Below are 14512 nucleotides of genomic sequence, written 5' to 3' on the forward strand. Positions count from 1 at the left end.
TGCTATATTATGGATTCCATATTATTCTGGAATAGGAAAAAAGGAAAATCACTTATAATTCTTTAGCTTCAAGAATTGCTTTTATTTGTTCAGCTGTTGGGTTCCACTGATATTCCCCTAAATCAATTCTATCGTGCTCCCCAACCTCAACACCTTCCGCTTCAAGATTAAGTAGTTGTTCGTTATATGACGCTTCATCCTTTATTACAATTTGACCTTTGGCATTAACTACCCGATGCCAAGGTAAGTGATAGTTCTTGCTCATGGAATGAAGAACTCGAACTACCTGACGAGCGGCACGCGGGCTACCAGCTACCCTGGCGACCTGTCCATATGTCATCACACAACCATTTGGGATGTTTTGTAGAATTAAGAGGACGTTTCTTGTAAATGATGTCATTTCTCTCTACTCCTATCAAGCTTCCATTCTTTTTTTCTTCAAAGCTACTAAACCAATATAAAGAACCGCACTGCTTACTACCGTAGCTATTGAATAATAATGTATTCCTAGTCCTTGACTAATGCCGTCCGTTTCCGTAAGTACCCACCAAACAGAAGCAATTGTAAAAATAATAAGATTGGACAATACTCCAGTAGTTAAAGATAACCATGTGCTTTTACTACGATTCCAGACTACCATTAAGCTATAGAAAGATTAAGATATTATCAAGGCAAGAGGCATTCCCCCCAAAAATAGGATTATCTTCACCCTTCAACCACCCTTATCTAATTTTTTCTTCATAATCGCTTGCTAACATTCCCATTATAATTTCATCCGAGTATTGACCATTCATATATATGGAGTCTCGAATTACACCTTCAATTTTAAATCCTGCTTTTTGGTATGCGTTAATACCACGCTTATTATGGGAGTAAACTTCTAACTGTAGTCGATTTAGCTTTAAAGTTTCAAAAGTGAACTGTAATGCTAACATAACTGCTTCTGTTCCATAGCCTTTATTAAAATACTGTTTATCATGTAATGCAATTCGAAATCCAGCCTTTCTGTTTTCCTTTTCAATTTCTAAAATAGATAAATCCCCAATTAATTCGTCACTATTTACCAAACAAATCGCGAAGTCATAGCGAGTATCATCATTTTCAATTCGTTCGATATGTTTATCCAATTGTTCCATAGTAAACATATTTCTTGTTCCAGTCATATAGCGAATTTCCTCATCATGGACAGCTTGATAAATTCGCTTATTATCTTGTTGTAAAAGAGGTCTCAAATAAATCGATTTAGCCTTCATAGTATGTTTCTTAGTACTAGTCATGAGTTACTGTATCTTCAACAAAATCTTGTTCAATTTTATAAAACACATTTCTTAGATTTTCTTTTCCTCCATGCATTTCAAACCATTGCTGAACACGTTTTAAATGAGCCTGATCATTTCTAACCTTTGTTTCAATTTTTTCATATTCCTCATAAGAGTCATATTCCCAAATGGCAAATATCTCAACTTCTTCGTCCTCTCGTTTCATCCATCTTCCAACTAGTCGCGCACCATACTTTAACTGAGTTGGAAGAAGCGTATGATTGAAGTGATGATTAAATGACTCTAAAATCAGAGGATTTACTTTATATTTTTTTCTTCGATATATCATAAGTACTATCTTCCCCCTTTTGAATTTACTGAAATTTACATATTTTTATCATACATTAATTCATATTGCTTTCCTATAATAAAAAGAGCTAAGGAAATTACCTTAACTCTTTATAGCGATGTTCACGATCACTATAGCAAATATAAAAGAACACAGAAGAAATGACAGATTGTTCCTGCTAAGACTAGGATGTGCCAAACCATATGGTGGTATTTAAATCCTCTCCACATATAGAAGATTGTTCCGAATGTGTAGCACAAGCCACCTGCGACAAGCAAAACAACTCCACCAGATTCTAAATTAACTACAATACGATTCCATCCAATGACAATTAACCAACCCATTAATAGGTATAGGATCGTTGAGGTAAACAAAAACTTTTTTACAAAGTATGCTTTAAATACTATGCCAGCAACTGCTAATCCCCAAATTACCCCAAACATTGTCCATCCTAAAGCACCTTCGATCACGAGTAAGGTAAATGGTGTATACGTACCTGCAATGAAGATGTAAATTGAAGAATGATCAAATATTTCAAATAAATCTTTTGCCTTCCCTGGCGGAAGCGCGTGTACTAATGTAGAAGATGTATACAAAATAACCATGGTAGCTCCAAATATCGTAAAGCTCACGACATGTAAAGCTGTCCCTTCAAAAGCTGAAAATACAATAAGTAAAACTAAACCAGCTATACTTAATAGAACGCCAACTCCATGTGTTGTTGCATTTGCTATTTCCTCACCCTTGGAAAAGGTATGTGTTTCTGCCAAAATCAATCATTCCTTACCGTTAAAATTGTGGTTAATAACTGTCGATTACATGTGCGATAACCATATGTTTCATTATATCAGGTTACATGAACGGAAGCACCTGTTCAAGATTATGACAGAGAATTTAGCATTATGTTGCTTCTGATAGCGAACAACCGATACTATTTTTCAAAAAGAGGTTTATTTATCTTTTCGACAATTTCCCCGGAAATAACATTAGCTGTCACCATGTTTTTTTCAAAATAAGCTTGGCACAGGGGAATCAGAAAAGGTACTTGATAAAATTTAGTTTTCTTTTTTGTTTTTTCCTGTATAATAAAAAACAAATTATTTTAGGAGTGTGAAATGATGAGTAAGTCAAATGCCCAAAAGAAACGTGAAAAGCTAGTTCGTGAAGGAAGAATAAACCCTGAGATTATTCGTAGTCCCTATTCCCAGCTTGATTTGAGAACGAGAAAAACAAAAACGAAAAAAGATCATCTTTATCGCATCAAACACAAGAACCGTAATCCAAAACAATGGGAAAACGGTTCTTTTTATTTCCGATATCGAATTATATCATAAATTATTGTACGATAAGTGTTGCTACCATATCTGCATGGCCTTCTCCACACATAATATTGCAATAAATTTTATATTCGCCTGGTTCTGTTGGCGTAAAGGTTGCTTCCCCATCCCCTTGAATCATTACATCAAAATCATCAATAGATATTCCATGATTGCCTTCTTTGTTCGTGAGGGTAACCTTTACTTCTTCTCCAGATTTTACAACATATTGGTCTTTTTCAAATTCAAAATTTGTTGCAACCAAATTCACTTCATTATTCGGATCAGCTGCTGCTGTTTCTGTGCTCTGTTCTGTATCACTACTTCCATTGTCAGTTGAATCACTTCCAGTGTCTGTATCTTCTCCTCCACATGCTGCTAATAGTAGGATGATAGAGATTAATAATGTTGCTAATAAACTTCTTTTCATATTTGTTCCTCCTAATAATACGAATTGTTCTACACCTATAGCTTAATGCTACTGTGATCGTTAGGTTGTGACATACATCACAGCAAAGAGGAAAAATAACTTAATTATCTTCAATTGTCACCTTATGTTCACAATTCGAAATCTAATCCACAAACAGGGATGTAAGCTCAAATCCAGCATCCGTAATTCGTACTAGTCCTTTGTCGGATAGGCGAAGCTCAGGTATCACAACAAGAGATAACAGGGATAGCGTCATAAATGCATAATTCATTGTACAGCCAGCATTCCTTAATGCTTTACTTATTTCTTTAGAACCAGCCGCTACATCTTCAAATGGGGCCTCAGACATTAATCCTGCAATAGGTAATGCTAGTTCTGTCATTCCATCATTAGTAACTACTGCAATACCACCCTGCATCTCGACAATTTTATTCGCGGCTTTAGCCATTAACGCATCATCATTACCAAGCACCATTAGATTATGACTATCGTGTCCAACTGTTGTTGCCATTGCGGCAGGTTTATCAAAGCCTACTCCCCAAACCAAACCTCGACCAATATTTCCACTTTTTCCATGACGCTCAAATACAACCATTTTGCATAATTCTTCCTGGATATCCACCTGACCATTCACACACTCAATCTGCATTCGCTTTTCAAGTGTCCCAACATGATTTTCTCGCACCTGTATAACACTTGCTGTAGCTTTTCCATTGGTAATTGGTGACTCAATGACAAAGTCATCTGCTTTTATTTTTCGATTAATATGGACAGATTGAATAGCCGATTTTGGATAAGTTTGATTAGGGAGGTCAAGCGTCATTACGCCGTCCCTTGCTACAACTTGCCCAGCTGCTATCGTCGTATTAACTTTAACATCGATTAATGGACCATCTAAAATGAGTATATCTGCAAAGCGTCCAGGTGCAACTATACCTATATCATGTGAAAGTCCAAAACGTTCAGCTGTATTAATGGTTGCCATTTGAATAGCTATTACCGGTGGCACCCCTTGAGCAATAGCATGTCGAACAACAAAGTCCATATGCCCTTCATCTACTAAAGATTCGGGACTTCGATCATCGGTTACTAGAAGCATCCTTCTTGTATTAAGATTAAGCTCTGTATAGGCTTTAATTGTTTCGGCTACATCATGCCATGCAGAGCCCCGTCGCATCTTTACATATTGGCCTAACCGCAATCTACTAACAACATCCTGAACAGTTGTCACCTCATGATCTCCACTCACACCTGCGGCAACATAGGCAGATAACTTCACAGCATCATCAGCTGTCCACGTATAATGCCCATCTACAATCCGTCTAGCCTTTAAAGTTTCCTCAATTTCTCCGAGCATTGTATCATCACCGTAAACAACACCTGGGAAGTTCATAACTTCCCCTAGCGCTATCATGTCTTCTCCCCATGTAAATGCTTCTGCCACTTCTTTTGGACCTAACATAGCGCCATTTGTTTCAAAATCAGTATTAGTAGACGGAACACAAGATGGAACCTGCATGTATGCTGCCATTGGAGTAGAACGTGCTTCCTCAAGCATCATTCGTAATCCTTCAAGTCCTAACACATTTGTAATTTCATGGGCATCAAAGAAGCCACCTGTGGTTCCTCTTGGCAGAACTGCTCTAGCAAATTGTGTAGGAGTAATTTGACTACTTTCAATATGACAATGGCCATCTAGAAGTCCTGGTGTTACATAGCGACCTGAAGCATCAATTACTTTTGTATTATTTCCAATTGAATGACTAGCATCATTACCCACATACGCAATCCTAGTACCTTGTATGGCAATATCAGTTCCACATAAAATCTCACCTGAAGTAACATTAACTAATTTAGCATTTTTAATGACTAAGGTTGCATCCATATCTCCTCTAGCGGTTGCAGTTAATTCACGTAAACATTCAAATTGTGCAGGACGTTTAAAACCCATCACCTATTTCCCCCTATTCAAAAAACTATTATTTTTTATATACTATCATAATTCACGCTAGCGATTCCTATTACTTGCGAATAGCTACTAAGCGATGTAAAAACAACGAAACGTAGTAATACACATGAAATATATGTCATGTTTCAACCGTTGTATTCCAACATAACCATTTACTGGTATAATTTCTTCTCAGGAAATAAATTCCATCATTATTTTAAACCCTTATGGCTTCTACTTAAGATAATATATGAAACTATTATCCAAAATTTGCTACTGATAAACTATGTTACATCTAGTAATCTCTTAGTTGTAGCCAAAACAACTAGGAGGTTTACAATAATGAATAAATTAAAAAAACTTGTAATTGCAACGACATTATCGTTATCTATATTTGTATTACCAACTATCGGTGGAGCAGCACCTTATACTGTCCAACAAGGTGATACATTCTGGTCTATTGCCCAAAAGTATGGTACGACTGTAGCTAATTTACAAATTGCTAATAATCGTTCAGGAAGTCAGCTCTTCGCTGGAGAAGCCATTAAGGTACCAGATTATGTATCAAAAGCAGATAAAGAACTGATGGCTAGCTTAGTACACGCAGAAGCAAAAGGTGAACCATATTCGGGAAAAGTTGCCGTAGCAACTGTTATATTAAACCGCGTCGATCATAAGGAATTTCCTAATTCAATTAGTGGCGTAATTTATGAACGCTCTTCTGGACACTATGCATTCTCTCCAGTTGAAAATGGTGAGATTAATAGAGGATACACAGCAGAAGATATGAAAGCTGTTAATGAAGCAATTGCATTCCGTGGTCAAGGGAAAGGTTCTATTTATTTCTACAACCCATCTACTGCATCAAGTAGCTGGATTACAACTCGTGAAGTGACCGTAACCATTGGAAACCATGTTTTTGCAAAATAAAGGAAAACGTAAAGGAGGCAGGATCGTAGCACACGATTTCTGCCTCCTTTTTCTATTATCATTCACATACCATGAGCATATTTCCATCAGGATCCTTAATAACAAAAAAGTGACCGAACTGAATATCAGTTACAAATTCAACACTGTTATCTTTCATAAATCGATAAGATGCTTGAATGTCATCCGTTCCAAATTGAATAGAAGGTACTTGATATGGTGTAATCAGCTCACCTTTTTCTCGCCATGCAGGCATTTCATCTAAGATTACACCGGTCCCTTCCATATCTAAGACACATAAATGTCCATGCATTATTTCCCCTTCCACACCAAGGATCGTTGAATACCACTCTTTCGCTTTCTCAATATTGTTTACTGGTATAAATACTGCATTAATCTTGTTCTTCAAAGGACTTCCCATGATTTTTCCCCCTTACTTTTTATCCCAACCAATTGGAAATTTATCTAATTGCGGTGCTAAACCGAGCTCTTTAGCGGCTGCTACAATAAATTCCTTTCGAAAGTAATAGCTTCTATGAAACACGATTTTTTCGTTTTCCACTTCCTGATACTGAATATCGTGGATTAATGGACCATTATCACTATCAGCAACCTTAACAATTACAAGTTTACCCCACAACCAATGTTGCTCCGCACGATATTTTGGCAAGCCATGCTGCATCGATCCTTTTCGCATAGATTCTTTCGAAAACTCTTGGAAACCTAGTGATGCTTCATGATGTAAATGATCACTTACCAAATCAAATAGAGCATGTAAATCTCCATTATTTAATGCTTTCATGTATGTTTTAATGACCTTGTTCTGTGTTTCCTCTTCATAATTCTGATGTTGTACCGTCTGTTTTTGAGAGAGGTCCTCTTTTCTCAATCGCTTTTCAATTCTTCTTATCGTAGAATAAATAGCACCTCTTGTCGTTTTTACAATACCCGCAACCTCTTCAGCTCGAAACTGAAAAACCTTCACTAATAAGAAGACCGAAACCTGTCTAGGAGTAAAAAGTATTATCAAATGCTCGAGAGCTTGCTCTATATCGAGACTATCTATAAATTCCTCACTTGGTTCATCCACTTCCTCCAAGGTACCAATGATTCGCTTTTCTCTTCTACAGTGATCTATCCATGTATTGGTTGCAACTCGATATAGATATGACCTTGGATTTTCGGGATGCCAAACCTGATAAATACCACCGTATGCTTTGATTAACGTTTCTTGGAATAAATCTTCTCCATCCCACGGAGACCCTGTTAAATAGCGACAATACCTCCACAAATCCTCACGAAATTCTAATATTAATTCACTAAACTCCTCGCGTAATTCACGAGATTTTTCAGTAAATAGTTGTGTTTTCTCTTCAATTGAAGTCATCTACTACCTCCTTATTTCTTCTCATTATGTATAACGAATAAACAAACTAGAATTATACTACCTTATCTAAAAAATATATCTTTCAATTTATTTATTAACTTCCACATCAAAATAGAAATTCCTGCAAAAAGCATGCAACAAACTCGATTTTTGTCGAATCGTAATACCATCATGGATAATAACACCAACAGCAAGCTTTTCTATAAGAACAAAAAGATGCCTGTCACATTTCAAATTAAATCGAAAAATTACGATTAACTTGAAACATGACAGGCATCCTTTTCTAGACAATTTTCAAACCAGTTACGCCGATAATAATGGCAAGAAGACTTACCATTCGAAAGACACTTTTAGATTCTCCGAATAATAGCATATTCATAAGAACAACGCCACCAGTTCCGACACCAGTCCATGTTGCGTAAGCGACGCTAGTGGGTAAATAATTAAATGACGCGTAAATAAATGCAAATGATAATCCCAATCCACCAACATAAACGGTTGCATTGGCAATATTTCGTTTTTGGCTGAACTTGTTTAATCCCCAGACACCAATCAGTTCATTCACTGCGGCCAAAATAACATAAAACCAGCCCATTATTCAACAGCTCCTTTCGTATTTTTATGATCATCCGAGAGTTTAAGTCCAACAACCCCTGCAATAATTAACATAATGAAGAGTATTTTAACTACTCTAATCTCTTCATTAAAAATAAAGATATCCATTAAAAATGTTCCAACCGTACCAAAACCCGCGAAGATCGCATAGACAGTTCCTGTGGGTAAGCCTTCGCATGCTTTCGCTAAGAAATGTAAATCTAATAAAATAAACCCGATAATTATCGCCCAATGCCACCAGTTAGATGCTGTGTTAAATCCATATATCCAAATTAATTCTGATAAACTTGTCAAGATTACATAAATCCATGACTTATTCATACGTGCACTCTCCAATTTTTCCGTGACTGACATTCAGTCATTTTATCTGTAAAAGAAAAATCCTTTTGTACGAAAAGGAAAATTTCTATAGGCTACTAAAAACTATATCCTTACTAAGGATTATGGAATTTATTGTATTCACAGTGATGGATTTATTTAAACATTCTATTTCTGTACCCCTAAACCATATAATGAAAACTCCCAAACTTCTTTTTTCTTAATGGCCTCCATATCCTTATCACCATGTGAATATAAGAAAGTCTGCTCTGCTGCAGATTCAATAAGATCAATAAGTAATACAGCTGTTTGGTCTGGATCAAGGTTTTCTCGCAAGGTACCGGCTTCTTTTGCATCACTTAAAAACTTACTCATCCAGGTATAGTAGGGAGAATAAAGTGCTTCCCATTCCTGAAGATACTCTGTTGCTGCTAGTCCTGCATATACCAGCGCAAATATTTGTCGGTACTCTTTTGTGACGGAAAATACTGCATCAATTAGATCCTTCATTTGATTTGAGAATGAATCGCTTTTATTAACTGTTCTCATAATTTCATCCAAAGTCTTCTCAACCATTACTTCTGCAATAGAAGGTACAACCGATAGCTTGGAAGAAAAGTAAATATAAAATGTCCCTTGTGCGATACCAGCCTTTTTGACGATATCGGATACCTTTGTTTTCTCAATTCCCTTTTCTGTAAATACTTCCATTGCTGCATGTATAATGCGCTCTTTTTTATTGTCCATCTATTTCCTCCGAATATGACTGATTGTCATTCATTATACAGGAATTTTCTAAAAAGTCAAGACGAACACTTGATATAAAGCATTTAATTCCCATCTATTAATATGAAGAAATACGGAAGTTTGCCATGCTCAAATTATGTGTATGGAACCTGGCAAACCATAGTCAACATTCACTGAGAGCGAATTCCAGCACGTCTAATTCGATAATGATACGTAATACTAATATCCATTTCCTGAAAAACATCAATCCACCTCTCATCAGATTGGATTTCTTTATCCCAGTACCCTCCGTGTTTCGCCCTAATTCGAGCACCAATCCCTAATGCATCAGAACCAGTATCTTGAAGACTTGCTACTAACTTTTGGCTTAATTTTTCCATCTTTTTATTTGCTTCTTTCTCTATTTCATTGATAACTTCATCATTTAAGCTATCCGTATTTATTTGTTCATCCAATATAGCATCAATTTTCACGGAGATATTTGCAGTTGGTTCTCCGTCCTTTAGCGTAACATCTATATTATTTGTTCTTTCCTGGGATTCAATAAAATATATTCCATCTTGTACTTCAACAGGCGTACTGTATCCGCCAGCATTGCTTTCTGTTAAGTTCATTAATACGCCAATTTCAATTGGCGTTGTACGATCAACCATTTTTTCTCCCCGAAATAAAGCAAATCCATCTACCATAATCCTATCATTATCGACAACCTTAACAGCAGGTAAGATACCATCGATCCCCTTATCAGATAAATCAATCCAAAATCTCCCCAAATATTCTCGGGGCAGCTTGCCAAATTTCACAGCATTATCCAAAGTGTCGGAAAGATAAAGAGATGGAACCGTTTCAAGTGGAGGTGCTGCCTGTATAACCTTTGAAGCATCTTTTTTATTCACTACCATCCATGCAGTTCTTCTAACCTCTGGATTACGTCCTAAGTAGTCATTAACATCCTCTATTCCGCGCTCAGCAATTTCATCTGAGATGATAACGATTTGCAGATGCCCTAAATATAACCTTTCCGCTAACTGCTGCTGAAGATTAGCCATGGCATCCTTTAATGTATGTCCTGTTGTTTGAATAACCCAGGATGTCTTATCCGATCCCTCACTTCCTCCTTCAGGTCCAAGTTTAATCTTACCCGGAACAGCAATCTGTGCCGTTATCTTATAAAATGTATGACGTTTTTCGTTTGGAAATTCTCCTTCTGGATGGGTAACTTCATTTTCCTCTTTAATATCTTCTTGTTCTACTAAATCAATTGCTAACCCAAGAATATTTGCCCGTTCCTCTAATTCATACTGATCCCAACAGCCGCTAAGTATAAAGAAGGATAAGAATATAAAGATACTGCATACCTTTTTCATCATGATTCCTCCCTCTTACGTCGCAAACAAGCGATTAGCCATAGAAATACCGGGTAACCAATTGTTAGGATTAATCCGTATTTCGTTACATATAGAAGAAATTCATACATTTCAAAAATATCATTCGGAATTAATGCTACTGCAAATACGACAGGAAAAATTAATAACGTTAATAATCGATAACGTTCAAATCGGAATAATTCTGCAACTCCTCGAATTACAAAAAAGTAAACGGATAATAAAGTTGTAAATACAGCATAAATCCAAGAAATCAACAAGATTGCATCGACCCTGGATAATAATTCTGCAGGGATATTCACCATCCTTCCTAATATTAATGTTGGCCAAAACATTTCCTTTATTTCCTCTTCCCCAAAAACAGCTAAGCACATGGTTACAATGATAAACACTGTTATGCTTCCAATCCAAAATCCGACTATACTGCTTTTGATGCATTTCTTTGGATTTTTCATGGATGGTATCAGCATGGAAATGATAAATACATTTGATATTGCCTGAGCTGCAATCAAACCACCTTGCACTATTTTTGTAACAGATGGATGATGACCAACAATTGGAGTAAGATGATAAAAAGCAACATCCTTTAATGATGGAAAGATAATCAGAATAATTGGGATAACAATCAATGGAATGTAAAGTAAATGAATATATACAAAGGTTGAAACATTTTGTAGTCCTGAAACAGCGCAAAGAAAAATGATGATAAATATCGGAATCTGTATAGGTGTATTAGTTAATAAAGAACCAGCAATAACTTCTCCAAATTGCCTTGCCTCTAAACCCAATAATATAGTCATATAAACAATAAACAATACACTAATGACGGAACCGAATGGTTTTCCGAGAATGATTTGGTTATAACCAATCAATGTTTGCTCTGGAAATCTCCTACCCAACATAACAATCCCTAATAAGCCAATAAATACTAGTGTTATCCCAACTAAACTGGCAAGGGGTGCACCCTTTCCTGCTTCTAATACAACAAATCTCGGTAACGCTAAAATTGATACACCAATGATTGTACTGGCTATAACGGTGCCGAGCTGTAATGGAGTCACTTTTTCGTGATGCTTATGCATCCTAGTTTCCTCCTTTATTCACTGTTTCCCCTGGGTTATCCATTTTTTCTGCACTATTCTCTCGAATGACATCTTTAGGTTGTAGCTGACTTGGTCGTTCCATCAACCATTTTATTGGTGCTCTTAAAAATGAGTCCTTCAGACTAGTGATATTTAACGGTGAGAATGGCGTCATATATGGTACCCCAAATGAACGTATCGAAAGCATATGATTCATCACAATTATTAATCCTGCGGCTAACCCTAATAACCCTAATGCTCCCGATAGGATAATTAACGGAAATCGTAATAAACGAAAAGCGGTTGCTGCATTATAGGATGGCGTTGCAAACGACCCAATTGTTGATAATGCAATAATAACTACTGTAATTGGACTAACAAACCCTGCTAGAACAGCAGCTTGTCCAATTACTAACACTCCAACAATTGATAACGCACCACCGACCTGCTGTGGCATCCTTACAGTTGCTTCCCGTAAAATCTCCATTGCAAATTCCATAATTAATACTTCGATTACTACGGGAAATGGAACTCCCGACCTACCACTTGCAGCAGCGACAACAAATTGTGCTGGAATAAGCTCAGGATGAAACGATAAAACAGTCACATAGAATGACGAAAAGGTTAGTGAAAAGATAAGTGCAGCTAATCGAATTAAGCGAATGATAGAGGAGATTAGCCAACGTTCATTATAATCCTCACTTGTTTGATAAAACTGGTTAAAAACAGCAGGAACAATTAGTGCAAATGGAGAACCGTCGATTAGGATTACTACTCTTCCCTCTACGATATTTCCCACTGCTTTATCTGGTCTTTCGGTGTTTTGAACCTGGGGAAATGGAGAACGTGGATTATCTTGAATATATTGCTCGATATATCCTGCATCTAATATTCGATCAATATCAATACGTTCAATTCGCTTTCTAACCTCTTCTACTAGTTCTTCATTGGTAATACTATCTATATAACAAATAGCCAATTTTGTTTTGGTTAGCTTTCCAACTTCCATCTGCTCCACTCGAAATTCTGGGACAGGTAATCGATAACGAAGCAGGGAAGCATTCACACCTATTTGTTCAATGAAACCATCGCGAGAACCACGTACCACTCGCTCTGTTTCAGGTTGTGTAATTCCTCGCTTTTCAGGCTTAAATGCATCTAAATGGAATGCTTCCTTTTGTCCATCAATGAGTAATACGACTTTTCCTCTCAGAAGTCCCTCCACTAAATCTTTCATATGTATCGTTTTGTTTACGTCTCCGTCATATAGGACATCTTCGTTTATGTAGTTCATCATTGATTTCGTTAAATCTTTAGTACGACTGTTTTCTTGTAATGGCTTTATAATATCTCGCTCTAATTTTTCTTTATCCACAATTGAACTAATAAATACGATTGCTGCTTCTGTCTTTCCAAACACGTGAAATTTACGCACCGAGAAATCAAAGTCTTTTTGAAAAATAGTATCAAATAATATTATCATTTTCTCTAATTCTGGAACTACATGTAACTCTTTTATATCCTTACTTATTTTACTTTTTGGAATATTACTTTCTTGGATTTGCTTCTTTTTCTTACGACTATTGAAAAATCGCAACTATTTTCACTCCTTCTGCAAGGACTATTTAGTATACTTCAAAAAAATACATTCATGCATATCTATATTAATCGTAAAAAAACTCTCCCTCAGGCAAAATGTGAGGAAGAGTTTTCGTTATACGTTCCTTAAACTTCAGTACGTGGTCTTGGAGCTCGTTGTCTTGAAAAGGATTCATCGGTTTTGAATAATAACGTAAGTGCAACTAAACCACTTAATCCAACTAAGGAATAAATGACTCGCGCTAAACCAGCATCTTGTTCGCCACCGCCAAAGATTGTAGCTACTAAATCAAACTCAAATAATCCGATTAGTCCCCAATTTATCGCTCCGATTATTACTAAGGCAAGCGCAAAACGTTGTATACCATTCATGTTCTTTCCTCCTTTGTGTAAGACTATACCTAGTATCTCCAATCCCTCCATGAATATTAAAACTGGGTAGAGGAATAAATTTACATGCATTCCAAACAATAAAGTTAACCTAAGCTGGATGCTATGGTAATCCGCTCCATTTATGTACTTGATTATCTATGAGGACTTTCTTGTCATTAGAAAATTAAAATCGTTAAATACCGTTGGTTTGGAGAGAGCAGTATGCACATTATTTACAATATACTATTTATACTAGCTGGTTATAAATGGGGTGATTGGCGAGAATGGCGTAAATATTACCCAACTATTTTGTACTTTATTTTATGTGATTTATTTGCTAACTTTTTGATTTACCATTATCCATTATGGAGCTATCAAGAAACTATATTCGGAATGGACTTTTTAAGTAATCATACCTCTATATCATTAATGATTATGTTTATAGCGTATCCAGTAACGATTTTAATATATTTAGGAAAATTTCCGGAAGAAAATTGGAAGAAATTTTTGTGGATGGCTTATTGGGTTTTTATTTATAGCACAATTGAGTTTATAAATCTGGAATACCTAAATCTGATTACCCATAATAACGGTTGGTCAATGTACTGGTCTATCGCCTTTAACATCGTTATGTTTACAACTTTAAGAATTCATCATCTTAGACCAACTCTTGCTTGGATCATCTCCCTTGCTTGGGCAATCTTTATTATTATCATGCTTGATGTACCATATGAGACAATGAAATAACCTACACCATCTATATAGGTGTAGGTCTGCT

19 protein-coding genes are annotated in these 14512 nt (G+C 36.2%); 3 read left to right on the forward strand and 16 right to left on the reverse strand.

Annotation, left to right across the window (positions count from 1 at the left end):
* Positions 1-52: 52 nt before the first annotated feature.
* The 5 genes from ABC228_RS10140 to trhA all read right to left on the reverse strand — a co-directional run bounded on the left by ABC228_RS10140 (position 53) and on the right by trhA (position 2378).
* Positions 53-400, reverse strand: a complete 348-nt coding sequence (locus ABC228_RS10140; RefSeq protein WP_345825020.1) for an MGMT family protein — start codon at positions 398-400, stop codon at positions 53-55.
* 15 nt (positions 401-415) lie between these two features.
* On the reverse strand, positions 416-586 hold the full coding sequence (locus ABC228_RS10145) for a hypothetical protein (protein ID WP_345825021.1): 171 nt from the start codon (positions 584-586) through the stop codon (positions 416-418).
* Between the two features lie 136 nt (positions 587-722).
* Positions 723-1253 (reverse strand): GNAT family N-acetyltransferase, encoded by a 531-nt coding sequence (locus tag ABC228_RS10150; protein ID WP_345825022.1) that lies wholly within the window; start codon positions 1251-1253, stop codon positions 723-725.
* 16 nt (positions 1254-1269) lie between these two features.
* Positions 1270-1608 (reverse strand): NIPSNAP family protein, encoded by a 339-nt coding sequence (locus ABC228_RS10155; protein WP_345825023.1) that lies wholly within the window; start codon positions 1606-1608, stop codon positions 1270-1272.
* Positions 1609-1739: 131 nt separating this feature from the next.
* Entirely contained in the window at positions 1740-2378 is a 639-nt protein-coding gene (trhA, locus tag ABC228_RS10160; RefSeq protein ID WP_345825024.1) for a PAQR family membrane homeostasis protein TrhA, read from the reverse strand.
* Positions 2379-2723: 345 nt separating this feature from the next.
* Between trhA and ABC228_RS10165 the strand changes: the two genes are divergently transcribed.
* Positions 2724-2942: a hypothetical protein gene (locus ABC228_RS10165; RefSeq protein ID WP_427902224.1), complete on the forward strand. Its 219-nt coding sequence runs from the start codon at positions 2724-2726 to the stop codon at positions 2940-2942.
* 1 nt (position 2943) lies between these two features.
* Here ABC228_RS10165 and ABC228_RS10170 read toward each other — a convergent pair whose 3' ends face one another.
* On the reverse strand, positions 2944-3354 hold the full coding sequence (locus ABC228_RS10170; RefSeq protein WP_345825025.1) for a cupredoxin domain-containing protein: 411 nt from the start codon (positions 3352-3354) through the stop codon (positions 2944-2946).
* A 142-nt stretch (positions 3355-3496) separates the two neighbouring features.
* Positions 3497-5305, reverse strand: coding sequence for an adenine deaminase (ade, locus tag ABC228_RS10175; protein WP_345825513.1), 1809 nt, complete (start codon positions 5303-5305; stop codon positions 3497-3499).
* A gap of 339 nt (positions 5306-5644) precedes the next feature.
* On the opposite strand from ade, the gene ABC228_RS10180 reads away from it, so the two are divergent.
* Entirely contained in the window at positions 5645-6232 is a 588-nt protein-coding gene (locus ABC228_RS10180) for a cell wall hydrolase (RefSeq protein WP_345825026.1), read from the forward strand.
* Positions 6233-6290: 58 nt separating this feature from the next.
* On the opposite strand, the gene ABC228_RS10185 is transcribed toward ABC228_RS10180, so the two are convergent.
* From ABC228_RS10185 to ABC228_RS10225, 9 genes are all read right to left on the reverse strand, one after another.
* A complete protein-coding gene (locus ABC228_RS10185) occupies positions 6291-6650 on the reverse strand; it encodes a VOC family protein (RefSeq protein ID WP_345825027.1) in 360 nt (119 codons plus the stop codon).
* A 12-nt stretch (positions 6651-6662) separates the two neighbouring features.
* The gene (locus tag ABC228_RS10190) at positions 6663-7616 is read right to left on the reverse strand and encodes an RNA polymerase sigma factor (protein WP_345825028.1); all 954 of its coding nucleotides are present in this window, start codon (positions 7614-7616) and stop codon (positions 6663-6665) included.
* 283 nt (positions 7617-7899) lie between these two features.
* Positions 7900-8211, reverse strand: coding sequence for a DMT family transporter (locus ABC228_RS10195; protein WP_345825029.1), 312 nt, complete (start codon positions 8209-8211; stop codon positions 7900-7902).
* On the reverse strand, positions 8211-8552 hold the full coding sequence (locus tag ABC228_RS10200; RefSeq protein ID WP_345825030.1) for a DMT family transporter: 342 nt from the start codon (positions 8550-8552) through the stop codon (positions 8211-8213). The genes ABC228_RS10195 and ABC228_RS10200 overlap by 1 nt, the downstream gene beginning before the upstream one ends.
* Positions 8553-8717: 165 nt before the next feature.
* Positions 8718-9296, reverse strand: a complete 579-nt coding sequence (locus ABC228_RS10205) for a TetR/AcrR family transcriptional regulator (protein WP_345825031.1) — start codon at positions 9294-9296, stop codon at positions 8718-8720.
* A 170-nt stretch (positions 9297-9466) separates the two neighbouring features.
* Positions 9467-10666: a Ger(x)C family spore germination protein gene (locus tag ABC228_RS10210; protein ID WP_345825032.1), complete on the reverse strand. Its 1200-nt coding sequence runs from the start codon at positions 10664-10666 to the stop codon at positions 9467-9469.
* Positions 10663-11763 carry a GerAB/ArcD/ProY family transporter gene (locus ABC228_RS10215; protein WP_345825033.1) on the reverse strand — a complete coding sequence of 367 codons (1101 nt, stop codon included), beginning with the start codon at positions 11761-11763 and terminating at the stop codon, positions 10663-10665. The genes ABC228_RS10210 and ABC228_RS10215 overlap by 4 nt, the downstream gene beginning before the upstream one ends.
* A gap of 1 nt (position 11764) precedes the next feature.
* The gene (locus tag ABC228_RS10220; RefSeq protein WP_345825034.1) at positions 11765-13360 is read right to left on the reverse strand and encodes a spore germination protein; all 1596 of its coding nucleotides are present in this window, start codon (positions 13358-13360) and stop codon (positions 11765-11767) included.
* 128 nt (positions 13361-13488) lie between these two features.
* A complete protein-coding gene (locus ABC228_RS10225; protein WP_345825035.1) occupies positions 13489-13734 on the reverse strand; it encodes a DUF378 domain-containing protein in 246 nt (81 codons plus the stop codon).
* 222 nt (positions 13735-13956) lie between these two features.
* On the opposite strand from ABC228_RS10225, the gene ABC228_RS10230 reads away from it, so the two are divergent.
* Positions 13957-14481 carry a CBO0543 family protein gene (locus ABC228_RS10230; protein ID WP_345825036.1) on the forward strand — a complete coding sequence of 175 codons (525 nt, stop codon included), beginning with the start codon at positions 13957-13959 and terminating at the stop codon, positions 14479-14481.
* Positions 14482-14512 lie beyond the last annotated feature (31 nt).

Origin of the sequence: Ornithinibacillus xuwenensis (genome assembly GCF_039614845.1) — a bacterium.
In the GTDB taxonomy this organism is placed as follows: Bacteria; Bacillota; Bacilli; order Bacillales; family Amphibacillaceae; genus Ornithinibacillus; species Ornithinibacillus xuwenensis.